General features: G+C 58.1%; 22 protein-coding genes. 14 read left to right on the forward strand and 8 right to left on the reverse strand.

Annotation, left to right across the window (positions count from 1 at the left end; genetic code table 11):
- Positions 1-42: 42 nt before the first annotated feature.
- Entirely contained in the window at positions 43-210 is a 168-nt protein-coding gene (locus FCS96_RS20040; protein WP_171040674.1) for a hypothetical protein, read from the reverse strand.
- 106 nt (positions 211-316) lie between these two features.
- The gene (locus FCS96_RS05475; protein WP_138439198.1) at positions 317-1,297 is read right to left on the reverse strand and encodes a GlxA family transcriptional regulator; all 981 of its coding nucleotides are present in this window, start codon (positions 1,295-1,297) and stop codon (positions 317-319) included.
- Between the two features lie 234 nt (positions 1,298-1,531).
- Between FCS96_RS05475 and FCS96_RS05480 the strand changes: the two genes are divergently transcribed.
- The 6 genes from FCS96_RS05480 to FCS96_RS05505 all read left to right on the forward strand — a co-directional run bounded on the left by FCS96_RS05480 (position 1,532) and on the right by FCS96_RS05505 (position 8,643).
- Positions 1,532-3,334 carry an acyl-CoA dehydrogenase gene (locus tag FCS96_RS05480; RefSeq protein WP_138439199.1) on the forward strand — a complete coding sequence of 601 codons (1,803 nt, stop codon included), beginning with the start codon at positions 1,532-1,534 and terminating at the stop codon, positions 3,332-3,334.
- 166 nt (positions 3,335-3,500) lie between these two features.
- Positions 3,501-3,758 carry a hypothetical protein gene (locus FCS96_RS05485; protein WP_138439200.1) on the forward strand — a complete coding sequence of 86 codons (258 nt, stop codon included), beginning with the start codon at positions 3,501-3,503 and terminating at the stop codon, positions 3,756-3,758.
- An 89-nt stretch (positions 3,759-3,847) separates the two neighbouring features.
- A complete protein-coding gene (locus FCS96_RS05490) occupies positions 3,848-4,132 on the forward strand; it encodes a hypothetical protein (protein ID WP_138439201.1) in 285 nt (94 codons plus the stop codon).
- 196 nt (positions 4,133-4,328) lie between these two features.
- Complete coding sequence (locus FCS96_RS05495; protein WP_138439202.1) at positions 4,329-6,347, forward strand: PhoX family protein; 2,019 nt, start codon at positions 4,329-4,331, stop codon at positions 6,345-6,347.
- 216 nt (positions 6,348-6,563) lie between these two features.
- The gene (locus FCS96_RS05500) at positions 6,564-8,204 is read left to right on the forward strand and encodes a methyl-accepting chemotaxis protein (RefSeq protein ID WP_138439203.1); all 1,641 of its coding nucleotides are present in this window, start codon (positions 6,564-6,566) and stop codon (positions 8,202-8,204) included.
- A 73-nt stretch (positions 8,205-8,277) separates the two neighbouring features.
- Positions 8,278-8,643, forward strand: a complete 366-nt coding sequence (locus FCS96_RS05505) for a DUF4870 family protein (protein ID WP_138439204.1) — start codon at positions 8,278-8,280, stop codon at positions 8,641-8,643.
- 51 nt (positions 8,644-8,694) lie between these two features.
- Here FCS96_RS05505 and FCS96_RS20290 read toward each other — a convergent pair whose 3' ends face one another.
- Both FCS96_RS20290 and FCS96_RS05510 read right to left on the reverse strand, forming a co-directional pair.
- Positions 8,695-8,823 (reverse strand): hypothetical protein, encoded by a 129-nt coding sequence (locus FCS96_RS20290; RefSeq protein WP_266094455.1) that lies wholly within the window; start codon positions 8,821-8,823, stop codon positions 8,695-8,697.
- Between the two features lie 459 nt (positions 8,824-9,282).
- Positions 9,283-10,644, reverse strand: coding sequence for an MFS transporter (locus tag FCS96_RS05510; protein ID WP_407658062.1), 1,362 nt, complete (start codon positions 10,642-10,644; stop codon positions 9,283-9,285).
- Between the two features lie 131 nt (positions 10,645-10,775).
- Here FCS96_RS05510 and FCS96_RS05515 point away from each other — a divergent pair, with 131 nt between their 5' ends.
- The gene (locus FCS96_RS05515; RefSeq protein ID WP_138439205.1) at positions 10,776-11,618 is read left to right on the forward strand and encodes a 23S rRNA (adenine(2030)-N(6))-methyltransferase RlmJ; all 843 of its coding nucleotides are present in this window, start codon (positions 10,776-10,778) and stop codon (positions 11,616-11,618) included.
- A gap of 2 nt (positions 11,619-11,620) precedes the next feature.
- Here FCS96_RS05515 and dctP read toward each other — a convergent pair whose 3' ends face one another.
- Positions 11,621-12,718, reverse strand: coding sequence for a TRAP transporter substrate-binding protein DctP (dctP, locus tag FCS96_RS05520; RefSeq protein WP_138439206.1), 1,098 nt, complete (start codon positions 12,716-12,718; stop codon positions 11,621-11,623).
- A gap of 95 nt (positions 12,719-12,813) precedes the next feature.
- Here dctP and FCS96_RS05525 point away from each other — a divergent pair, with 95 nt between their 5' ends.
- The gene (locus FCS96_RS05525) at positions 12,814-13,722 is read left to right on the forward strand and encodes a DMT family transporter (protein WP_138439207.1); all 909 of its coding nucleotides are present in this window, start codon (positions 12,814-12,816) and stop codon (positions 13,720-13,722) included.
- On the forward strand, positions 13,712-13,990 hold the full coding sequence (locus tag FCS96_RS05530; protein WP_138439208.1) for a GIY-YIG nuclease family protein: 279 nt from the start codon (positions 13,712-13,714) through the stop codon (positions 13,988-13,990). Before FCS96_RS05525 ends, FCS96_RS05530 begins: the two co-directional genes overlap by 11 nt.
- On the opposite strand, the gene FCS96_RS05535 is transcribed toward FCS96_RS05530, so the two are convergent.
- On the reverse strand, positions 13,968-14,861 hold the full coding sequence (locus FCS96_RS05535; protein ID WP_138439209.1) for an alpha/beta hydrolase: 894 nt from the start codon (positions 14,859-14,861) through the stop codon (positions 13,968-13,970). The genes FCS96_RS05530 and FCS96_RS05535 overlap by 23 nt on opposite strands.
- A gap of 79 nt (positions 14,862-14,940) precedes the next feature.
- On the opposite strand from FCS96_RS05535, the gene FCS96_RS05540 reads away from it, so the two are divergent.
- Together FCS96_RS05540 and FCS96_RS05545 are read left to right on the forward strand one after the other, a co-directional pair.
- Entirely contained in the window at positions 14,941-15,972 is a 1,032-nt protein-coding gene (locus FCS96_RS05540) for an alpha/beta hydrolase (RefSeq protein ID WP_138439210.1), read from the forward strand.
- Between the two features lie 19 nt (positions 15,973-15,991).
- Entirely contained in the window at positions 15,992-16,648 is a 657-nt protein-coding gene (locus FCS96_RS05545) for an OmpA family protein (protein WP_138439211.1), read from the forward strand.
- A 94-nt stretch (positions 16,649-16,742) separates the two neighbouring features.
- Here FCS96_RS05545 and FCS96_RS05550 read toward each other — a convergent pair whose 3' ends face one another.
- Positions 16,743-17,024 carry a hypothetical protein gene (locus FCS96_RS05550; protein ID WP_138439212.1) on the reverse strand — a complete coding sequence of 94 codons (282 nt, stop codon included), beginning with the start codon at positions 17,022-17,024 and terminating at the stop codon, positions 16,743-16,745.
- A 241-nt stretch (positions 17,025-17,265) separates the two neighbouring features.
- Between FCS96_RS05550 and FCS96_RS05555 the strand changes: the two genes are divergently transcribed.
- The gene (locus FCS96_RS05555; RefSeq protein WP_228264019.1) at positions 17,266-18,540 is read left to right on the forward strand and encodes a S8 family peptidase; all 1,275 of its coding nucleotides are present in this window, start codon (positions 17,266-17,268) and stop codon (positions 18,538-18,540) included.
- A gap of 66 nt (positions 18,541-18,606) precedes the next feature.
- On the opposite strand, the gene serA is transcribed toward FCS96_RS05555, so the two are convergent.
- A complete protein-coding gene (serA, locus tag FCS96_RS05560) occupies positions 18,607-19,836 on the reverse strand; it encodes a phosphoglycerate dehydrogenase (RefSeq protein ID WP_138439214.1) in 1,230 nt (409 codons plus the stop codon).
- A 192-nt stretch (positions 19,837-20,028) separates the two neighbouring features.
- Between serA and FCS96_RS05565 the strand changes: the two genes are divergently transcribed.
- Positions 20,029-21,432, forward strand: coding sequence for an FAD-binding oxidoreductase (locus FCS96_RS05565; protein WP_138439215.1), 1,404 nt, complete (start codon positions 20,029-20,031; stop codon positions 21,430-21,432).
- The gene (locus FCS96_RS05570) at positions 21,432-22,109 is read left to right on the forward strand and encodes an SIR2 family NAD-dependent protein deacylase (protein ID WP_138439216.1); all 678 of its coding nucleotides are present in this window, start codon (positions 21,432-21,434) and stop codon (positions 22,107-22,109) included. Before FCS96_RS05565 ends, FCS96_RS05570 begins: the two co-directional genes overlap by 1 nt.
- Positions 22,110-22,171: the final 62 nt, after the last annotated feature.

Genomic DNA, 22,171 nt, shown 5'->3' on the forward strand with positions numbered 1-22,171 from the left:
TGGCCCCGAATTGGCCAGTTGTGACGCGTTGCGTCAGTCAGGTCACCGGACGGATTTCAGCGCGTTGGATATTGCTTCGGCCTCTGCCTCCAGAACCAGGCAACGCAGACTGCTGTTGCCCTGCTGCAGCGCTTGTGCCAGCTGCTTCTGCTTCATGTCATAGAGTCGGCAGAGAATATCGGCCTGGCTTTGTTTCATCGGTGTGTCCATGGCTACCTCCCCCACTTTAACACCTGTGTCAAAAACTTTTACGAGTGGCGCCAAAAATCGGCCTTCCACTTATAAAGATGCATAACGTGGGCCATGTGTTACAGAACTAGCGGCCAAATCGTGAACGGTAGGCACCGGGTGGCAAGCCAGTATGCTTCCGGAATAGGCGGCTGAATGAACTGACATCCTCATAACCGACGGTGTTAATTATTTCGTCAATTGGCCGTCGGGATGTCTCCAGATGGTGGCGGGCATGCTCTACCCGAAGCAACTGCAAATAGGTATTCGGGGTGTCGCCTGTTGCGGCCTTGAAGCGCCGCAACAGGGAACGCTCGCTGAGCCCAGCCAGGCGAGCGAGTTCCGATAACGCAATGGTTTGGGTGAAGTGACGGTCGAGCCAGTCTTGCAGCTGCAGGACCGTGGCGTCTGCATGGTAGCGTTTTGCCTGGAGGGCACTGTACGGGGCCTGGCTGGTGCGCCCGGCATCAATCACGAACGCCTTGGCCAACTGGCGGGAGGCGTCCGGTCCGGCGTAGCGCTCTACCAGGTACACCCCCAGATCCCACCAGGCCATGCCACCGCCGGCACAGGCAATGTCGCCATCGACCGTCACCAGCTTTTCCGGCCGGCAGATGACCTCCGGATAACGCTGACGAAACTGATTGCTGAAGCCCCAGTGGGTGGTTGCCTCGCGGCCATTCAGCAGCCCCGCCTCCGCCAACAGAAACGCCCCGGTGCAATTACTCGCCAATAGCCTTGGAGAGCTGTCCTGCCGGGACAACCAGTCCACCAGCTGCCGATTGTGCGCGAGCACGTCGATAATGGGCGCGCCAATGGTGGGCACAATAATGATGTCCGCCGGTGGCAGCTCACCGTCATTCCAACTGCCATCCGCCAGCAGGGTGATGCCATTGATGCAGCGGCAGGGATCGCCGTTGGTGGTCAGCAGGCGAGTCCGAAACAAGGGTTCGGGTGGTTCGTCGTGGATTCTGGCCCAGGTCACACCGGCCAGACGGAACAGATCAATAATCCCCGTGATGGCGCTGGCAAGGGCGCCATCAAAACCGATGACTGAAACCGTGTGCATGGAAAGCTCCCGGGGCAGGGCCGCGGTGGGTGGCAGTGTCCGGGACTGTGTGCAGCATGGATGCTGCACTCAAGCGTACACGGATGTATTTACAGCGGGTCCCGGACACTGCCACCCACTGCGGACCGTCTTTTGAATCGCCAGTGGCGATATTGGCCAATATTATGTCATAAATGCCGGTTTTCTAACCCTTGTCGCTGTGACACTCTGTGTGCCATTAAAAGGAGAAGCACAATGACCGACACCCTGATCGATCGCCGAGACCTGGCGTTCCAGCTCTACGAAGTCCTCGATACCGAGACCCTGACCGAACGCGAGCGCTTCAGTGAGCACAGCCGCGACACCTTCGATGCCGTGGTTGAAACCGCCGACCGCATCGCCCGGGATAAGTTTGCCACCCACAACAGCGCCGCCGACAAAGACGAGCCAAAATTCGTGGATGGCACCGTGAAAATGCTCCCGGCCGTCAAGGAAGCCTTCGACGCCTATGCCGAGGCCGGATTCATTGCCGGGCGCTACGACTACGATCTGGGCGGCATGCAGCTTCCGGAATCAGTAATGGCGGCCTGCAACGGTTTTTTCACCGCAGCCAACCCCGGCACGGCTGGTTACCCGTTCCTGACCACCGCCGCGGCTAACCTCATTCGGGTGTTTGGTAACGAGCGACAGCAGCAAACTTTCCTGCCGCACATGCTGTCAGGCCGCTATACAGGAACCATGGCGCTGACCGAACCGCACGCCGGTTCGTCGCTTGCGGACATCCGCACCTCGGCGACACCGACCGACGACGGCCACTACCTGATCAAGGGCGCGAAGATCTACATCTCCGGTGGCGAACAGTCGCTGACGGAAAACATCGTGCACATGGTACTGGCCAAGATTAAGGGTGCACCGGCCGGGGTAAAAGGCATCTCGCTGTTCATCGTGCCCAAGTTCGTCGTGGACGAGGACGGCAACGCCACCGAGCGCAACGGCGTGAACCTGGCCGGGCTGATCCATAAGCTGGGTTATCGTGGCACCACGTCTACCGCCTTGAGCTTCGGTGATGATGCACCCTGCCACGGCTATCTGGTGGGCGAACCGCACCAGGGCCTGAAGTACATGTTCCAGATGATGAACGAGGCCCGTGTGGGCGTTGGCTTCGGCGCCGCTGTGATCGGCTATCGCGGCTACATGCACAGCCTGGAGTATGCCAAGGATCGACTGCAGGGCCGCAAGCCTTCGGAAAAGAACCCGGAAGCGCCTCAGGTGCCGATCATCGAACACGCGGATGTTCGCCGCATGCTGTTGGCCCAAAAGGCCTACAGCGAAGGTGGCTTGGCGCTGTGCCTGTACGGGGCACGGTTGATGGATGATCAGCACACCCACCCAGATGAACAGAAGCGACTGGAAGCGGGCAAACTGCTGGACCTGCTGACCCCGGTGATCAAGGCCTGGCCCTCCGAGTACGGACCAAAAGCCAATGATCTGGCGATCCAGGTCTACGGTGGTGCCGGTTACACCCGGGAGTATCCGGTGGAGCAGTGCTGGCGCGACAACCGCCTGAACCCCATCCACGAGGGCACCAACGGCATTCAGGCCCTTGACCTGCTTGGTCGCAAGATCTGGCAGGACCAGAGTCACGGCCTGCAACTGCTCATGCAGCAAATGCAAGTGGATCTGGAGGCGGCCACGTCGGATCGCTGCCAGCAGTGGGCGCTGTCCCTGAGCGAAACCCTGCAACAGGCGGTGAAAGTCACCCAGAGTCTGGGTAAGTCGCTGATGAGCGAGAATCCGGACCGGGTACTGGCGAACGCCTCGTGCTATCTGCACCTGTTTGGCCACATCATCGTGTCCTGGATGTGGCTGCGCCAGGCCAATGCCGCAGAAAAGGCGCTGGCGAACGTCAGCACCGACGATGAGCGCAATTTTTACCAGGGCAAGATGCAGGCGGCCCAGTATTTCTTCCATTGGGAGCTGCCCACCGTTGCCCAGGACCTGGTATTGCTCAAGAACCAGGACGATACCTGTCTGGCGATGAAGGCGGAGTGGTTCTGAGGCAATAGATCGAGAGTTGCAAATAGCACCGGCCGGCAACGTGACGGCCGGTGAGTGGCGAAATTCATCACTGTGAGCCAGACTTTACTGGTCCGCCGCTGCGGATGTGTCTGGGCATGTTGGGTATCAATAAAAACAAACACTCAACCACAAGGATGGAATAGCCATGACAACACCCATTGCATCTTCGGCCGCCGTGCACTGGAGCGTGCGGGGTATGTTGGTGGAATACCTCACCTCAGGACGGCTGGCAGAAGTGGTCTATCGAGACAGCGCCGGCCAGATTCGCATGGTTCACGATGTTATCAAGGATTTGTTTAGCCGGGCTGGCCAGGAATACATTCTGCTGGGGCGTGGCAGCATGGTCAGTCTCGATCATGTCATCACGCTGGATGGCCGGACTCTCGCCGTAAGTCATTACTAACCAAACAGTAATCCGTGAGTAATTGTATGTGACAGTATGTAACCGTAACCTGATGTTGATTTATCACGGACCAACAGAGGGACATGGTTATGAACAAGTTCACATTGAGCGCGCTGGCATTTGTCATGACACTCGGCCTTGCCGCCTGCAGTTCTGAAGACGAGGGCGCCGATATCGATCAGGCAGCCGATAACGCCGAAGAGATGATGGACGACGCCGGCGATGCGGCCGAGAACTCCTACGAGGATGCTACCGGCCAATCCGCCTGGGAGCAGACCAAGGACGCTGCTGAAGATACCGCCGAGGAAGTAGAAGAAGCCGCTGAAGAAGCAGGCGAAGCCATGGAAGAAGGCTACGACGAAGCTACCCAGTAACTGGCTGAAAAAGCCGGCACAAGACTCTTGTGCCGGCTTTTTTGTGCCTTAAAAAATGCGGTGACAGAACTGGCGTGAGAAAGCGGGTGTCAAAAAACAGTAACCGTTTCGACTTGCTCCTGTTTCACCGTTGTCACAATTCCTGTCGAAACTGACCCCTCCATAACGAACGCCTGTTCTGATAAGAGAGGGAATCATGGCCAAGCACGATCTTGATACAAACTACCTGGATCCGAATTACGAACCGGTCGTCAATCAAACCAGTAATAGCCCATTTCACGACGTGCTGGCTGCCCGACTGAAGCGTCGTGCCGTGATGAAAGGCACCGTGGGCGCGGCGCTGGCCAGTATCATGGGCATGACGCTGGTCGGTTGCGACAGTGATGACGATGATGACGGCACGGGCACAGCGGCCGGTGTACAGACCGAACTGGGCTTCAAGGCCGTCCCTGTTTCCAGCGCCAACCAGGTTGTTGTTCCAGAGGGCTATTCTGCTAAAGCATTCCTGCCCTGGGGCACCCCGATTACCGGTTCTTACCCGGAGTTCCGGGCCGACGCCTCCAACACCGGCGCCGAGCAGGAACAACAGGTAGGCATGCACCACGACGGCATGCACTTTTTCCCGATCGACCAGAAAACCGGGAGCAACAGCTCCACCGAAGGCCTGTTGGTGATGAACCACGAGTACATCAATCAGGGTGCCCTGCATCCGAACGGGCCGACTGCGGCTGCCGGCAATGGTGGCGTGCGTCCTGAAGATGAAGTGCGCAAAGAGATCGCCGCCCACGGTGTGTCCGTGGTGCATATCAAGCAGGACAGCGAAGGCACCTGGGACGTGGTATTTGGCAGCCCGTTCAATCGCCGGATTACTGGTGGCACCGAGATGGACATCCGCGGCCCGGTGCGCGGCAATGCCAAGCTAGTCACAAAGTTCAGCCCGAACGGCACCGAGACTCGGGGCACGCTAAACAACTGCTCCATGGGGCCAACACCTTGGGGCACCTATTTGGCAGCGGAGGAAAACTGGCACGGCTACTTCGCCAACAGTGATGCCAACCAACCGCGGGAGCAGACTCGCCATGGTGTGAATGATTCCAGCCGCTATGACTGGGAGCTGGCCGACAGTGGCGCCGACGCTTACGTGCGCTTTGATGTCACACCGGGCGGCGGCGACGCCACCAGTGACTATCGCAACGAAGCCAACACCTATGGGTACATGGTGGAAATTGATCCGTTCACTCCGGAAGCCAAACCCCAGAAGCGGACCGCCTTGGGCCGTTTCGGCCACGAGGGTGTGATCTTCGCGCCGGCGACTGAAGGCAAACCGGTGGTCTGCTATTCTGGTGACGATGCCCGTTTTGAGTACATCTATAAGTTTGTTTCCGCCCAGCCCTACTCAGCGGCAACTGCTGGTGGTTACCTGCTGGACGAAGGCACGCTTTACGTTGCGAAGTTCAATGACGACGGCACCGGCGAATGGCTGCCCTTGTCCCTCGACGATGCCGACTTCGCCGCCAAGGTGACTGCCGCCAATGGGACCATGGTTGGTGATATCAATTTCGATGGTTTTGCCGATCAGGCTGACGTGTTGCTGAATACCCGCCTGGCCGCCGACATCGCCGGCGCTACGCCAATGGACCGCCCGGAGTGGGGCGCGGTGGATCCAAACTCGGGCGAGGTCTACTTTACCCTGACCAACAATTCCCTGCGTACCGAAGATCAGACCGACGCCGCCAACCCCCAGGCTGAAAACCGCACCGGGCACATCATTCGCTGGACCGAAGCGAACAGCGACCATGCCGCGACCAGCTTCGACTGGGATATCTTTGTGTTTGGCGGCGAACAGGGTACGGAAACTGTGGTGGATGGAGAGGCGGTTGTCACCCTGGATGACGACAACATCTTCAACAGTCCGGATGGTCTGTGGTTCGACTATAACGGCCGTCTGTGGATCCAGACCGACGGCTCTGACGCCGCGCCTTACCAGAACAACATGATGTTGGCAGCCAATCCGGTAACCCGCGAAATCAAGCGCTTCTTCGTGGGTCCTGTGGGTTGTGAGGTTACCGGTGTGGTGACGACGCCGGATGTCAAAACCATGTTCGTGAACATACAGCATCCGGACGCCAACTGGCCGTTCGGCACCGAGGGAGATCACCCTCGGGATGCCACTGTGATCGTTACCCGCAATGATGGGGGTGTGATCGGGGCATAAGCCCGCGTTACAGTCCTAAATCGCTGCCGCAAAGCGGGCTGGTGCCTCCCCAACGCCAGCCTGCTTTGCGGTTTTTTTATTTTAGCTGATCCAGATCATGCCGATATACAGCACGTGAACGAAAGTATGAGGGTCTTGAACGCTGGAGTTCTTTATGCTTTGCGATGGGGTTTTGACCAAAAAAATGGAACCAACAATAATAATGTTGAGGTTGTTATGGCATTGCTTGAACGAACAGCAATTCTTTGGGGTGTGGCAATCGCAGCGGTTTCTGCCATTGTCGGTCTGGTAGCGTCTCCTGTGCTGGGGCTGGAACCCGCATCGGTACTTATTGGAATGATCGGGGGGCTGGCACTGGCCTGTGGCTTTTTTATTATCCGAGTGCTCGAGCCCATTGAGCGCAATCTGCAAGGTCTGAATGACAATTCCCTGCCCGAGGGACACCTACTGCGAGAGCAATGCGCCGAGTTGCTGTCCAATGCCCGGGCCGGTCGTGCCCTGTTACAAACACTTGCCGACAGTGCCGACCAGAATGCGATTTCCGCTGCCCAGGTTTCCTATGCTGCGGACCAGCTCAAGCTTAGGCTTGACCGCCAGGTTCAGGAAACCGGACAGATGGCGGATCATGCCGGCAGGATTACAGAGACAGTGAGTGAGTCCTCTGCCCAGGCCGCTGAAGCGGCGACTATGGCACACCAGGCCAGCGTGACCAGTGCCGAAGGTCGCGAGGCTCTGGTGGAAGCCATTGGTCGTGTCCGTCTGGTCCATCAGCAATCGGGTGAGAATCTGCAACTGATACAGGAACTGAACGATAAGTCGAACAAAATCCAAGGCGTGACGACGACCATTCAGGGCATTGCCGAACAGACTAATCTATTGGCGTTAAATGCTGCCATTGAGGCGGCCCGGGCGGGCGATCAAGGCCGTGGTTTTGCGGTGGTCGCGGATGAGGTTCGTCAGTTGGCGGGTCGAACCGCCCAGGCCACCGGGGAAGTTGCCGAAACTCTGCAGGAGATTCGTTCAGGTACCACCTTGATCGTATCTCGTATTGAGGATCTTGCCCAGAGTGTGGAAGAGGGACTCGCGTCGGTTGAGGGTGTGGGTGAGCGTCTCGACCAGATCCGGGATCAGTCTGATCGGGTCCAGCAGCAGGTAGCTAGAATTGCGGAGATTGACCAGAGCAACGAACAAAGCCTGGAGCAAGTGTTCTCGGGTATTGAAGCGGTTCGGGATCAAATTGGTGAAAGCGATGCCAGTGTATCGTCCTTGGCCGAGCAAGCGGCCAAACTGATGGAGTTGGCTGAGCATGCCAATGCGGCTTTTGCGCTCAACAGTGAGGCCAGTTACCATCGGTTCTTCTACGATCAGGCCAAGACTGGCGCTACGCAGATCGGGCAATTATTTGAGCAGGCTATTCGAGATGGCCGGATTGCCGAACAGGCGCTGTTCGACACGCGGCGGGAGCCCATTCCCAATACCCGGCCTCCCAAATACGCCAGTCGCTTCGATGACTTCACAGATCAGGTGCTGCCAACCATCCAGGAACCGGTTAAAGGTGCTCATGAGGCACTGGTGTTCGCAATCTGTGCTGCGCCAGATGGTTACGTGCCGACCCACAACCGGGATTTTGCTCATGTGCCAACAGGCGACCCTGCAGTTGACCTGATTAAAAGCCGCAGCAAGAGATTGTTCAATGATCGGACGGGTATCCGTTGTGGCAGCCACACCCAGGACATGTTGCTGCAGACCTATCGTCGCGACACGGGAGAGATCATGCATGATTTGTCGGTCCCGATTTTCGTGAACGGCAAGCATTGGGGAGGCTTCCGGTTGGGCTATCGCCCAGAGCGCGGTTGAGTAGCGAGAGGGTGCGCTGGTAATTCGGGCCCGTGTTAGACTGCCGCTGGATATCTTATAAGGAGGTAATGTCTTGGCCGAACCAGAGCACGTTCCCGCAAATCCGGACCCCGTAGCCCGCCGATCCGACCCGGCCCGTAACTTGGCCGTGGTGGTCTATATACTTCAGGCTTTGTCATTTTTCGTCGGTGGCATTACCGGGCTGGTGGGCGTGATCATCAATTACGTCAAGCTGGACGATGTCCGCAATACCTGGATCGAATCTCACTTCCGATGGCAGATCCGGACCTTCTGGATAGGGCTGTTGTGGACCGTCGTCGGCATAGTGACTATGCCGCTGGTCATCGGCTGGTTTATTCTGCTTGGTATCTCGATCTGGATCATTTACCGCATCGTCAAGGGTGCGCTGGCTCTGAACGAGGGCAAGACTCTTTTATAGACAGTGCCATTAGCCTGCCTCATTAGCGAGCCAGTTAACTGAGCTGGTCGATCAAAGGGTGCTGACGTAACTCAGTAAGCACAGGCCCAGGGAGAAGATCAGAAACGCGAACGCGACCCGGGCCCGACGGTGTGGGGGCACCAGGCTAGACTGGTGCTCCGGCTCGTGTTCGGGGGTCATACCGCAACAAGCATCATTGAATGTTGGGCTACCTTGGCCTCAACACAGAGAGCGCAATTGTTCCTCGCGCAGTGCTCGGTATCATGGAGGTGCATGCGGGCCTGATCTTCCGGATTGCGATTGTTCAGGCCTTTGTAGATATGAATGTGGCGGGTGAGTGCCCGGGACGCTTTTTCGGCTGTATCGAAAGGGCCAAGGTCTGCCGGTTCACGTGTAAGCGCGTACCAACCATATACCGTATGCATTAGACGACCACGATGTTCGCTGGGAATTGATGTGCCTGTTCGCATTTCTCTGCCTCTCTGTAGCGCATTATGTGGCTACGCAGTGGAACGACCGGTCCGTTTAGTATTAGCCCGATACCCAGCTCCGTGGCAGCGGATGTGTTACTCCACGTACGATGCCGCATTTTGGTTCCAAAAACATTGAGGTTTGTGACGTGCTGCTCAGACGCGGCAGTCAATCGGCCGTCACTTCCTTCAATTTCAGGGCACTGACCATGCCCGCAAGCCCCATCAGGCCAAGCACCAGAATCACTGCCACCTCTGATACCAGTGATACGACCGCGGTCAGGCCGCCGGTCACTAACAGCAGAACACCAATGACGGTATTGCTGACCGATGTGTAGTCGGTGCGCTTGTTGCCACCGGCCATATCCACCAGATAGGTCTTCCGGCCAAGCCGGACGCCGGCGTGAGCAATGCTCAGGCAAAAGAAAGCGATAGGGTAGAACCAGACACCGGCAAAGTCGGTTCCGAAAACGAGGGTACTGATGCCAACCACCAGGCACACGCCGCTAGCCATAGCGGCGCCCCGGATCATCACACGGCGGCTTGAGGTGTCGGCCATCCAGCCCCAGAAGCTGGCGCTCACGGAGCTGGCCAGGCTGCTTGCCAGCAGGAAAACACCCAGCATCCAGCCAATATCGGATTCTTTCTGGGCGAGCACCACAAAGTACGGGGAAGCCAGGGCTGAACACAGCAACAGGGCCCGGGTGATCACAAAGTGCCGGAAGGGTGCGTCATCGCGCAGTAGGGACAGGCTTTGAACTGCGTCTTTTAGCGCGTTGCCACCGCCGCCGGTTTCGCCTGCGTATTCGTCCACACCAGCAAACAGGAACCCGGCGATAATCCACAGGCCGGCAGCGAGCACAAGAAGTGCGCTGTAGAAGGCCAGGCTGGGATCGCCTCGGTCCCAGAACAGTAGCACCGTCATGATCACCGTCGCCGTGCCCCCGAGGGTGGTAGCCAACCCTGAAAGGCGGCCCCGGCGGGTCTTTGGGATGCACTTGCCCTGAACATCTTTCATGGATACGGAACAGAATCCGCGGGCGAGGGAGAAAGCAATCAGGCAGGCTACGATGCCACCGCCAGCGGCGTAGCCCTCGAGGAGCCAGACGCTGGCAGCCATGCCCAAGACACTGAGGGCCTGGCCAAAACTGCCCAGGGTCCAGAACCACTTACGAACGGCCTTTTGCCGGACCCAGGCGCCAATCACCATCTGCGGAACCATGGAGCCGGACTCTCGAATCGGAACCAGCCAGGCCACCAGGGCCGGCGCGCCAACGGCACTCATTAACCAGGCAAGCACGGTTTTCGGGCTGGTCAGCAGGTCACCGAGCTTGGTCAGCACGTTGCTCGCCAGAATCAGAAAGAAGTTGCGAGGCACTTCCCTGCAGGCTTCGGCGGGGATGTCTTTGCAAACCCGTGCATCTTCCTCGTTGGCAATCAGACTATAAAGCTGATCAAGAGTATCGGAATTCTGCTTCGGCAAACCGGCTTCCTCGTGGTTAGTGAGTCGCAAGGGTATCAGCACTTTCATTACCCCTGAACCCCGATTTACGTTGCTTCACGGAGCTCAGACCAAAAGCGATAGGTAGGTTGCGGGAGTTACTTGCTTGCCTGACGTTTTTGCTTGATGCCTAATGGGCGCCTGAAACAGGAAATCGATCTATGCTCAGTTATCTTCATGCCTTTCACGCTGGCAATTTTGCCGACGTTCAAAAGCACTCGGCTTTGGCGCTGACTGCTACCATGATGCAGTCAAAGAAGTCCGGGATTGCCTTCATGGATACCCACGCCGGGAGCGCGGTGTATGATCTTGGCAGCGAGCGGGCCCGAAAAACCGGTGAAGCGGATAGTGGCGTTAAAAAGCTCTGGGCAGCGCGAGATCGCCTCAGTTCATCGGACTGGCAACCGGTGCTCAGTGTTCTGGCTGGTCTGAACGGAAAGACAGGCCAGCTCAGACGTTACCCGGGATCACCGGCCTGGTTTCGTCATTTTTTGCGGGACGACGATTCACTGGTTACTTTTGAGCTGCACCCTACGGAAGGTGAACGTTTGGCTGATTGGGCATCCTCCCCGAGAATCAGGGTGGTAAGGTCGGACGGTCTGTCGGGAATGCTCAATCAACTTCCGCCCCGGCAGCCACGGCTGTTGGTTCTGGTTGATCCATCCTATGAGGTCAAATCCGATTACGCCGATGTCGCGGCCACACTGCAAAAGGCCTGGCAGAAGTGCCGTCACGGCGTCTATCTTGTCTGGTATCCCCTATTGACCAGTGGACTCCAGCAGGAATTGATCGACGCAGTCCAACAAGGCCCCGTTCGAAAAGTGCTGCGAAGCGAGGTTCAACTTGTGCAGCCACCGGAGCGAGGCATGACCGGCTCAGGCATGCTGGTGGTTAACCCGCCCTGGGGGTTTGATGATCGCCTGTCGGCGATGATCGAAGAGATCAAGGAGGGCCCGGAAGGCCTCGGTGTCAGCCACCAAATGGACTGGCTGGTGCCGGAGTAGAGTCAGCCTCCGGTTTCGCTCGCTGACTCTGGCGCCTGATTCTCCAGAGTCTCCACAAGCTGCCCGATCCGTTTCAGAATCTCGGTGCCCCGCTCGCCAGTTGCATTAATATAGTCCTGGCGGACGGGTTGGCTGGCTTCGGCAAAGACCGCGCGTTCCTCTTCGGTAAGCTCAACCACTTTGAGCTGCTCGCCTTCCAGCATGGTTTTCAGCCGTGCTTGATTTAGCTCTTCTTGAGAGCGCCAGGCTATTTCGGCGACTTCTTTCAGAGAACTGTCGAGCCACTGCTGCTGCTTCTCTGGCAATTCCAGGTACCAGTCCCGATTGGTGACCAGTGAGGCGATGAACTGAGTAGGGCGGGCAATGGTCAGGGTGCTCTGAACTTCGTAGAACTCCATCTCTTCAATCGCGAAAACAGGGTTGGCCTGGGCGTCAATTTTGCGCAGCTGAAGATCGGTGTAGACCTGGGAAAAGGGGGTTTGCTGGGGTTGAGCGCCATAGGCGCGGTAGCTGGCTGCGGCCATGTCCGAGGTCATGGTCCGGATGCGCAAGTCCTGGAAATCCGCCGGCGACCGCAGTGGTTTGTTGGCGGTCCAGGTCATCCAGCCTTCTGGCACGAATGCCAGCAGTTTCAGGTTCCGGCTGGCGTAGGGTGTTTCGAACATGGCCAGGAGCTCGGGGCTGGCCAGCAGTTGGCGATTCACGTCGCCGTCGTCGGATAGCAGGTAATGCAGGGTGAAGACGCCCACTTCAGGAATCTGGTCAGCCAAGTGCCCGGGGGATGCGAATGCCAGTTGCACCGAGCCATTCTTGGCCAGTTCAGTCAGTTGTGCCGAAGTGCCCAGGGAGCCGTAAGGGAAGATGTCCAGGAGGATCCTGCCATCCGAGCGTTCTTCTATGCTCTCTTTTAGTGCCTGAGCGTAGGCGTGTTGTACACTGCCCTCAATTTCTTCCAGGGCGAAGCGCCAGGTGACGGGGTAGTCTGGGGGAGTCGTTTCCGGAGTCGCCTTACCCGATGACGTGGATTCACTCTCAGAACAGCCGGCCATGGATAGCAACAGGATTGCCAGGAAGGGAAGCCAGTGGCCGGTGATGCGCATATCCCGTTCTCCAGAGCCGGGGTGAATGTTTAATTGCCGCTAAAGTAACACACTTGGACCGGAGCCTTCCTGTCCACTTCCGTCGGAGTGAGAGTATGACAAACCAGAAGCAGGCGATGCTCTATGGGCTCGCGACTGTCCTGCTTTGGTCCACCGTTGCCACCGCCTTCAAGCTGGCGCTGCGGGAGTTGGCGCCGGTCGAGATGCTGTTGATCGCGTGTACTTCGTCGGTGCTGGTGATCGGGATCATTCTGATGATTCAGGGCCGATGGCATCTGGTCTTCTCACTCAGCCGCCGGCAGTACGCTCAGTCGTTTGGCATGGGGCTGATCAATCCCTGTCTGTATTATTTCGTTCTGTTCGGTGCTTTTGATCGCCTGCCTGCTCAGGAGGCGCAGCCGCTGAACTACACTTGGGCGCTGGTGCTGGCCTACCTGTCCGTGCCCTTCCTGGGGCAGCGGTTAAGAAAGACTGACATCCTTGCCGGATTGGTGTGCTACGCCGGAGTGGTGGTGATTGCCACCCGGGGTGCGGTAACGTCACTCACGTTCTCGGATCCGCTGGGGGTGTCGCTGGCCGTTGGCAGCACCGTGATCTGGGCGTCTTATTGGATACTGGCAACCCGGGACACCCGGGATCCGGTGGTTGGCCTGTTCCTCAATTTCCTGTTCGGATTGCCGGTGATTGTCCTGATTTGCGGGCTGACCGAGGGCTTTCATCTGCCTGGCCCCGGTACTTTCGCCGCGGCGGTGTATGTCGGGGTGTTCGAAATGGGGGTGGCATTCGTGCTCTGGTCCTACGCCATGAAGAAGGCCGAGAACACGTCCCGGGTCAGCAACCTGATTTTCATTTCGCCGTTCCTGTCCCTGGTCTTTATCTATTTCATCCTGGGTGAGCAGATATTGCCCTCCACTTACATCGGTCTGTTGCTGATCGTCGCAGGGCTTTGGCTGCAGCAGAAGAAAGTGCGGGTTCGGGAGCAGGCACTGGCCCATGGCTCCTGAGTGGTTTGTCTACATGGTCCGGACGGCCCGGGGCGCACTGTATACCGGCATCACCACCGACGTGGAACGCCGGTTTTCCGAACACCAGGCGGGCGCACCGAAAGGCGCGCGCAGTCTCCGGGGCAAGGGCCCGCTCACCCTGGTATTCCAGGCACCGGCTGGCGATCGCAGCCGGGCATCCCGTCTTGAATGGCATATCAAGCAATGGACGCGGGCGCGTAAGGAGGCACTGGTAAATGGCCGGCTCAGGCTGCCAGATGACGTCTGATGTGCGCCCCGGCATCGGCCACGGCATCGGTCGCCCGGTCCAACTGGCCACTGTGGATCTGAAACACGTGCCAGAGGCTATTGAAGATTTCCAGGGTTGTCGGCACGTCGTCCCGTTGCGCCGCCGCGGCAAGTCGCTCGGCATCGTTGAGCAGCATTTCCTCGCTACCGGCCTGGATCAGCAGTGGCGGCAGGCCCGTCAGGTCACCGTAGACCGGTGAGATCAGCGGGTTGGTCAGCGCCTCTGCCCCGCCGTACAGTTTGGCCGCTTTCCCGGTCCAGCGGGACTGCAGTACGGGTTCGATTTCCGGGGCATACAGATGTTGCTGGGTCAGGTCGACCCAGGGCGAGAAAACGGTCAGTGACGACGGTAGTGGCAGCTGCCGATCTCTGAGCCGCATGGCCAGTGCAACGGTCAGCCCGCCGCCTGCGGAATCTCCGGCGACGGCAATCTGTTTCGGGGCGACACCCTGTTCCAGCAGGGCCGAGTACACCGCCTCGGCGTCATCGAGAGCGGCGGGGAAGGGGTGTTCCGGCGCCAACCGGTAGTCGGGAGTAATTACGTTGCAGCCGCTGGCCTTGGCCAGATGACCGGTAAGGCCACGGTGGGTGGTGGAAGAACCGATAATAAAACCACCGCCGTGCAGATACAGTACGACGTCCTGGCTAGTGTCACCATAAAGGGTCCGGGTGACGGGCAGGCCGCCGATGGAATCCTGTTCAAAGCGGCAGCCACGGGGCGGCACGGAGCTGCGATAGGCCTGACGGGTGAGCGTGCGTTGCAGTCGCACGGGCACCGCCGGGTGGAGTACCGGCCGCACCATGCGCCGCATGGTCTGGCGCAGGCCCGTCTCAAGAAGGTGTTGCAGCATCTGTGTTCTACCCCCGCTATGCGTTAGGATTGCAGATCAAACAGCTTATTAATCAATCATGACAGGCGTTTAACTCTACGTGTACTGGAAAACAGATACCATAGAAATTCCGGATTGGGACAGGCATTCGCTGCTGGATCGGCTGGAACCGTTTGATCCTGCAACTCCGAGGGAGTTGGCCGACCAGATGGTCGCCTACTGCCGCTTTTACGGCCTGGACCTGTGGGTAGAACACCCCGAGGTGGTCTACCATCAGGGGTACGTAGAGGCGGGACGCCATCAGGTCATGGTGCATTACTACCGGTTGCCTGAGTCGTTTACCCCTCGGGGCACGGTCTTCATCCTGCATGGTTATTTTGATCATGTAGGACTGTACAGCCAGCTCATTGATCGGTGCCTGGGCGCCGGTTTTGACGTGCTGGCGTACGATCAGCCGGGTCATGGGTTATCCAGCGGGACGCCGGCCGCCATTGGTAGCTTCATCGAGTACCAAGGGGTGCTGTCGGATGTGATGGCACATGTGCAGCCAAAAGTCCGCCAACCCTGGTTTGCGGTTGGGCAGAGTACCGGTGGGGCGATCCTTATCGATTACTTGCTGTCTAATAGCCATAGCCAGGAAACGTCTGCCTTCCGGAAGGTGGTATTGCTGGCTCCCCTGGTACGCCCCATGGGGTGGCTGGGAGCGAAGGTGCTGCACAGCCTGATGAAGCCTTTCCTCACGCGCTGGCGGCGGGCCTTTTCCGCGAATAGCGGAAATTCGCGGTTCTTGCGGTTCCTGCGTGAGCACGACCCGCTGCAGGCGCGGGCGGTGCATGTGGACTGGGTAGGCGCTTTGCGCAGTTGGGTGCCCCATATCGAATCTGCGCGACCGGTGGATTTTCCGGTGACCGTGGTGCAGGGAGAGAAGGATCTGACAGTGGATTGGGAGCACAATCTGCGGATTATCCGCAATAAATTCTCATCGGTAGAGGAGCTGAGAATCCCGGACGGTCGCCATCACCTGGTGAATGAAGCCCAAGATCTGCAAGCGACCGTATTCAATACCATCATTGACACATTTTCGAACCCGTCGGCGCAGACTGCTGGTAAAACTGCAACTGGCCGCAAATAAAAGAGCACAGGAGATAGTTGTGAAAAAGACGATTCTTGCTTTCGCGGTGGCAACCGTAGGACTTGGCGGTTGCATGACTTACGATCCGTACACCGGTGAAGAAAAGACCTCCAGTGCGACCAAGGGTAGCATTATTGGTGCTCTGGGCGGTGCTGCCATTGGCGCTGCAACCTCCAGCAAAAGCGACCGTGGCAAGGGCGCGCTGATCGGTGCGGCCGGCGGCGCTGCCATTGGCGGCGGTATCGGTTACTACATGGACAAGCAGGAAGCACAGCTGCGCCGGAAGCTGGAAGGCTCGGGGGTGCGTGTTGTCCGTAATGGTGATCAGATCGAACTGATCATGCCGGGCAACATCACCTTTGATCTCAACCAGTCGTCTATCAAGCCGTCGTTCACCGACACGCTGGAATCGGTTGGTCTGGTTCTGAAGGAATTCGATAAGACCATCATCCAGATTGAAGGTCATACTGACAGTTCGGGCTCCCAGAGCTACAACCAGTTGCTGAGTGAACAGCGCGCCGGTTCGGTTCGCGATTTTCTGTTGAACCAGAACATTGCCCCCAAGCGTACCCGGGCCGTGGGCTATGGTGAGCGCTACCCGCTGGCTTCCAACGACAGTGCGGCCGGGCGTGAGCAGAACCGTCGGGTTGAGCTAACGCTGGTGCCCATGCAGTAATCGGACAGTAAAGGTTCGGTTAGTCAAAAAAGGCTTCGGTATCAAACCGAAGCCTTTTTTAATGTCTTTCGCTAAAACCTGAGGGCTCGCGGCATCAGTTCTTGCCGGGCAGCCAGTCGTCGATGCGCTGCTTCAAGCTGTCCAGCTGGTCGGCACTGGACTCTTTCACTTCATTCAATTTGCTCTTGGCGGTATCGATCTGAGCTTCAAGGGCTTGGATTTTCTCCGAGAATTCTCGCTGTACTTCCGCCTCGGATTGTTCATCTTTGGCTTTGGCCATCTTCTCTTCAGCTTGTGCCCGTAGGCTCTCAACCTGTTTGCTCCAGTGATCGGTCTGGGTTTCCAGTTTGTGCTGCAGTGATTCCTTCAAAGACATAAATGACTCCTTTTCGATGAACATTCAGACGCGTTTGACGCCTGACTATTACATGGTGGGAGGCCGCCAATTCTCAAGGGAGATTTCATGAACATCTTATTAAAATATTGAAATATGGAACTAATTTAAGGCGAATTCCGTGATTTTCGTAACCTGGGATGCCACCGTGGGCTCGCAGTCGCGTGCCAAACGCGCATAGGTACTCGGAATGATAATAATCAAAGAGAAAGGAGTTTGCCTCGTGAATAAAACCTTATGGATTGCCGCCCCGTTTGCAATCACGCTTGCCGCCACGCCGCTCGCCCATGGTGGGGCGCTGTCTGATCTGGCCAGCCCGCCCCTCGGCCAAACCGAAGTTCCAGGCGCCGCTGCGTCCGCTGGCGACGTCATTCCCGGGCGTTTCATCCTGACCCTCGACCCGGCTTTGCCGACACTGCTCAATACCTCCAGTCTCGAAACCGCAGTACAGCAACTGCTGACTGCAACCGGTGGCGGGGAATTGCTGCACCTTTACGGTACCGCCATGACTGGCGCCGCTGTTGCGCTGTCTGAAAGCCAGGCGGCGTTGTTGACCTCAATGCCGGGCGTGCAGGCGGTGGAGCCAGACCGCTTAGTACTGGCCTCCGAAACCCAGCAGGATGCCACCTGGGGACTGGATCGCGTGGACCAGGCCTTCCTGCCGCTGAACGATAGCTATGCCTACCCCGCCAATGCAGGAAAAGGCGTGACCGTGTACGTGATTGATACCGGCCTGAGGGAGTCGCACACAGAATTCACCGGGCGCGTCAGCGCTGGCCGCAACTTTGCCGGTGTCGGTGGCCTTGGGCTTCCCCTATTCGGTTTGCTGTCCGGTGAGGCCGGCGATCCGGAGGATACGTCAGACTGCAATGGCCACGGCACCCATGTGTCCAGCACCGCGGTGGGTACCGAATACGGTATTGCCAAGGATGCGGCCATCGCGCCAATCCGGGTGCTGAACTGTGTCGGCGCCGGCAGTAACTCTGACGTAATTGCGGGTGTGGACTGGGTTGCAGAGAACCATGAAGCCCCAGCGGTTGCCAACATGTCCCTTGGCGGAAGTAATTCGACTGCGCTGGACAACGCCGTGCGTGGCGCCATTGAAGAGGGCGTGACCTTTGTAGTTGCGGCCGGCAATGATGATGCGGACGCCTGCAACGGCTCTCCGAACCGCGTCGCTGAGGCAGTAACAGTCGGCAGCACCAATCGCAACGACGAGCGCTCCTCGTTCTCCAATCATGGCAGCTGCCTGGACCTGTTTGCCCCGGGTTCGAATATTACGGCGGCCTGGTATCAGAGCGACAACCAGACCAACACCATCAGTGGTACCTCAATGGCTTCGCCCCATGTTGCGGGCAACGCTGCCCTGCTGCTGGCCGCGGATGGGCAACTGACTCCGGCTGCGGTGCACGAGGCGTTGGTGCAGCAGACCACGACCAATGTGTTGTCGGGCATCAAGGCCGGTTCTCCGAACCAGCTGTTGCGAGTTCAGCAGTAAGTCACAGGCCAAAAAAAACCGGGGCCTTGGCCCCGGTTTTTTGCTATCCAATCGATGCTGCTTGCTTTAGAACAGCACGCGGCAGCGGATAGTTCCCTTCACATGGCGCAACTTCTCCAGCGCCAGCTCACCGTAGGCCTTGTCTACGTCGACTACCACGTAACCAATGTCTTCCTTGGTTTGCAGGTACTGGCCGCACACGTTGATGCCGTTCTCGGAGAATACCTGGTTGATCTCGGACATTACGCCCGGCACGTTCTCGTGAATGTGCAGCAGGCGGTGCTGGTTCGGGTGCGACGGCAGGGCGACTTCCGGGAAGTTGACCGACGACACCGAGGTGCCGTTGTCGCTGTACATGGCCAGTTTCTCAGCCACTTCGCGCCCAATGTTTTCCTGCGCTTCAATGGTGGAGCCGCCTACGTGCGGAGTCAGGATCACGTTGTCGAATTCGCGCAACGGTGACACAAACTCTTCAGTGTTGGACTTGGGCTCAACAGGGAACACGTCGATGGCCGCACCCAGGAGCTTACCGCTCTTCAGGGCATCGGCGCAGGCGTCGATGTCGACCACGGTGCCGCGGGACGCGTTCATCAGGATGGCCCCCGGCTTCATTTGGGCGAACTGCTCAGCCTTGAACATGTACTTGGTGGCCGGAGTTTCCGGAACGTGCAGGCTCACCACATCGGAAATGTTCAGCAGTTCCTGGAGGGTGCCTACCTGGGTGGCGTTACCAATCGACAGCTTGGAGACAACGTCGTAGAAGTAGACATCCATACCGAGACCTTCGGCCAGGACACTGAACTGGGTGCCGATGTTGCCGTAGCCAATGATGCCCAGCTTCTTGCCGCGAATTTCATAGCTGTCCTTGGCGGATTTCAGCCATTCACCGCGGTGCGCCTTGGCGTTCTTCTCGGGTACGCCGCGCAGCAGGAGAATAGCCTGGGCCAGAACCAGCTCGGCAACACTGCGGGTGTTTGAGAAGGGGGCGTTAAACACTGCGATGCCGCGACGGGTAGCCGCCTGCAGGTTCACCTGGTTGGTACCGATACAGAAACATCCCACTGCTACCAGCTTCCTGGCAGCGTCAAATACTTTCTCAGTCAGCTGGGTGCGCGAACGAATCCCAACGAAGTGCGCATCGGCAATCTTCTCAATCAGGTCTTCCTCGGCCAGAGAGTGAGTCAGATATTCGATGTTGGTGTAGCCTGCGGCATTCAGGGTATCAATCGCAGATTGATGCACGCCTTCCAGCAGCAGGATCCGGATTTTGCTCTTTTCGAGAGACGTATTTGACATGGGCTTGCTTCCGAACCTTTCGTCACGTGAAATGACCTGTGGCCAGTGATCGTCAGGGCTGGCTCACAGAACAGGGGCGGTATGATACCATAAACGCAGAATTTCACAGCGCGCCGGATTGCCTGAATAAAAGGCTTTGGTAACCGCAGGGTTACCGGTCCCCGGACCAACCTCGACGAGACTGACCTATCCATGAATTCCGAACAAATCATCGCCTCCCTGAAAGAGTTGATTGCCACCGGCGATAATGCCGGCAAGGTGCTGACCGATCCTGACGATCTGCAGGCCTATGGTAAGGATTGGACCAAGATCTACCCGCCCAAGCCCACCGCCATTGTGTTACCGAAAACCACCGAGCAGGTTCAGGCACTGGTGCGGTTTGCCAATGAAAATCAGGTGGCATTGGTGCCGTCGGGTGGTCGCACCGGTCTGAGTGCCGGTGCCGTCGCTGCCAATGGCGAAGTGGTCGTGGCGTTCGACAACATGAACCAGGTGCTGGAATTCAATGCAAGTGACCGCACGGTGCACTGCCAGGCGGGTGTGGTCACGGAACAGTTGCAGAATCTGGCCGAAGAGAACGGCTTGTACTATCCGGTGGATTTTGCCTCGGCAGGCTCCAGTCAGCTCGGTGGCAACCTGTCCACCAACGCCGGTGGTATCAAGGTGATCCGCTACGGAATGAGCCGCGACTGGGTGGCCGGACTGAAAGTCGTGACCGGCAAGGGCGATATTCTGGAACTGAACAAGGATCTGGAAAAGAACAACACTGGCTATGATCTGCGCCACCTGTTCATTGGCGCGGAAGGCACCCTCGGCTTCATCACCGAAGCCACCATGAAGCTGACTCGTCAGCCGGATAACCTGACCGTGCTGGTGTTGGGCCTCAACGACCTCACCAACACCATGGACGTGCTGCAGACCTTCCAGAAGCAGATCGACCTGACCGCTTATGAGTTCTTCTCGCACCAGGCCATGCAGCATGTGCTGGCTCACGGCCAGGTGCAGGCGCCGTTCGAGACCGAGGCGCCGTACTACGCGCTGCTGGAGTTTGAGGCGGTGTCTGATCAGGTAATGGACGATGCCATGGCCCTGTTCGAGCAATGCGTGGAGCAGGGCTGGGTGCTGGACGGCGTCATCAGCCAGAGCGAAACCCAGGCCCAGAACCTGTGGCAGCTGCGGGAGCGGATCTCAGAGTCCATCGCGCCGCGCACGCCTTATAAGAATGACATCTCCGTGGTGGTGTCCAAGGTGCCTGGTTTTCTGACCGAAATCGATGAGGTGGTCACCAAGCATTACCCGGACTTCGAAATCATCTGGTTTGGCCACATTGGCGACGGCAACCTGCACCTGAACATCCTCAAACCCGAGGACATGGCCAATGAGGACTTCTTCGAGAAGTGCCAGCAGGTCAACAAGTGGGTGTTCGAGATTGTCGAGCGATATCAGGGCAGTGTCTCCGCCGAACACGGCGTGGGCATGACCAAGAAGCCGTATCTGCATTACACCCGCAGCGAGGCGGAAATTGCCTACATGAAGGCGATCAAGCAGGTATTTGACCCCAATGGTGTCATCAACCCTGGCAAGATTTTCGACTGATGCGTGATCACGTCGTCGTACTGACCGGCGCTGGCATCAGCGCCGAAAGTGGTCTCTCCACTTTCCGCGATAACGGCGGCCTGTGGGAAGAACACAGCGTCTACGATGTGGCGACGCCGGAGGCGTTTGCCCGCAACCAGGAGCTGGTGCTGCGGTTCTACAACGACCGCCGCCGGCAGCTGGAATCTGCCCAGCCCAATCTGGCCCATCGGTTGCTGGCGGAACTGGAATCGCGGTACCGGGTAACCATCGTGACCCAGAATGTTGATGACCTGCACGAGCGGGGTGGCTCGAGCCACGTTATTCACCTCCACGGTGAACTCACCAAAGCCCGCAGTTCCCAGCACCCGGATCTTGTTTACGACATTGGCTATCGGGACATCCAGCCCGGCGAAACCTGTGAGCGTGGCGCCCAGTTACGGCCCCACATCGTCTGGTTTGGGGAAGAAGTGCCGATGCTGGATGCTGCCGCCGAGATGGTTCGCACCGCCAATCATCTGCTGATCGTCGGCACCTCGCTTCAGGTCTATCCGGCCGCAGGCCTGGTCTATGAAGTGGAGCCGGGGGTTCCCGTCACGGTCGTCGATCCGGCGGAGCCTCCGTCCGTGTCCCGCGCCCGCTTTATTCAGAAGGCTGCCTGCGAAGGTGTCGCCGATTGGGTTGCCAGTCTGGATTGAACCCGTTACGGGTCGAGCTGTCCCATCAGCAGTGCCTGTACTACTCTCAGGCAAAGACTGAA

Origin of the sequence: Marinobacter alexandrii (assembly GCF_005871205.1) — a bacterium.
Taxonomy (GTDB): Bacteria; Pseudomonadota; Gammaproteobacteria; order Pseudomonadales; family Oleiphilaceae; genus Marinobacter; species Marinobacter alexandrii.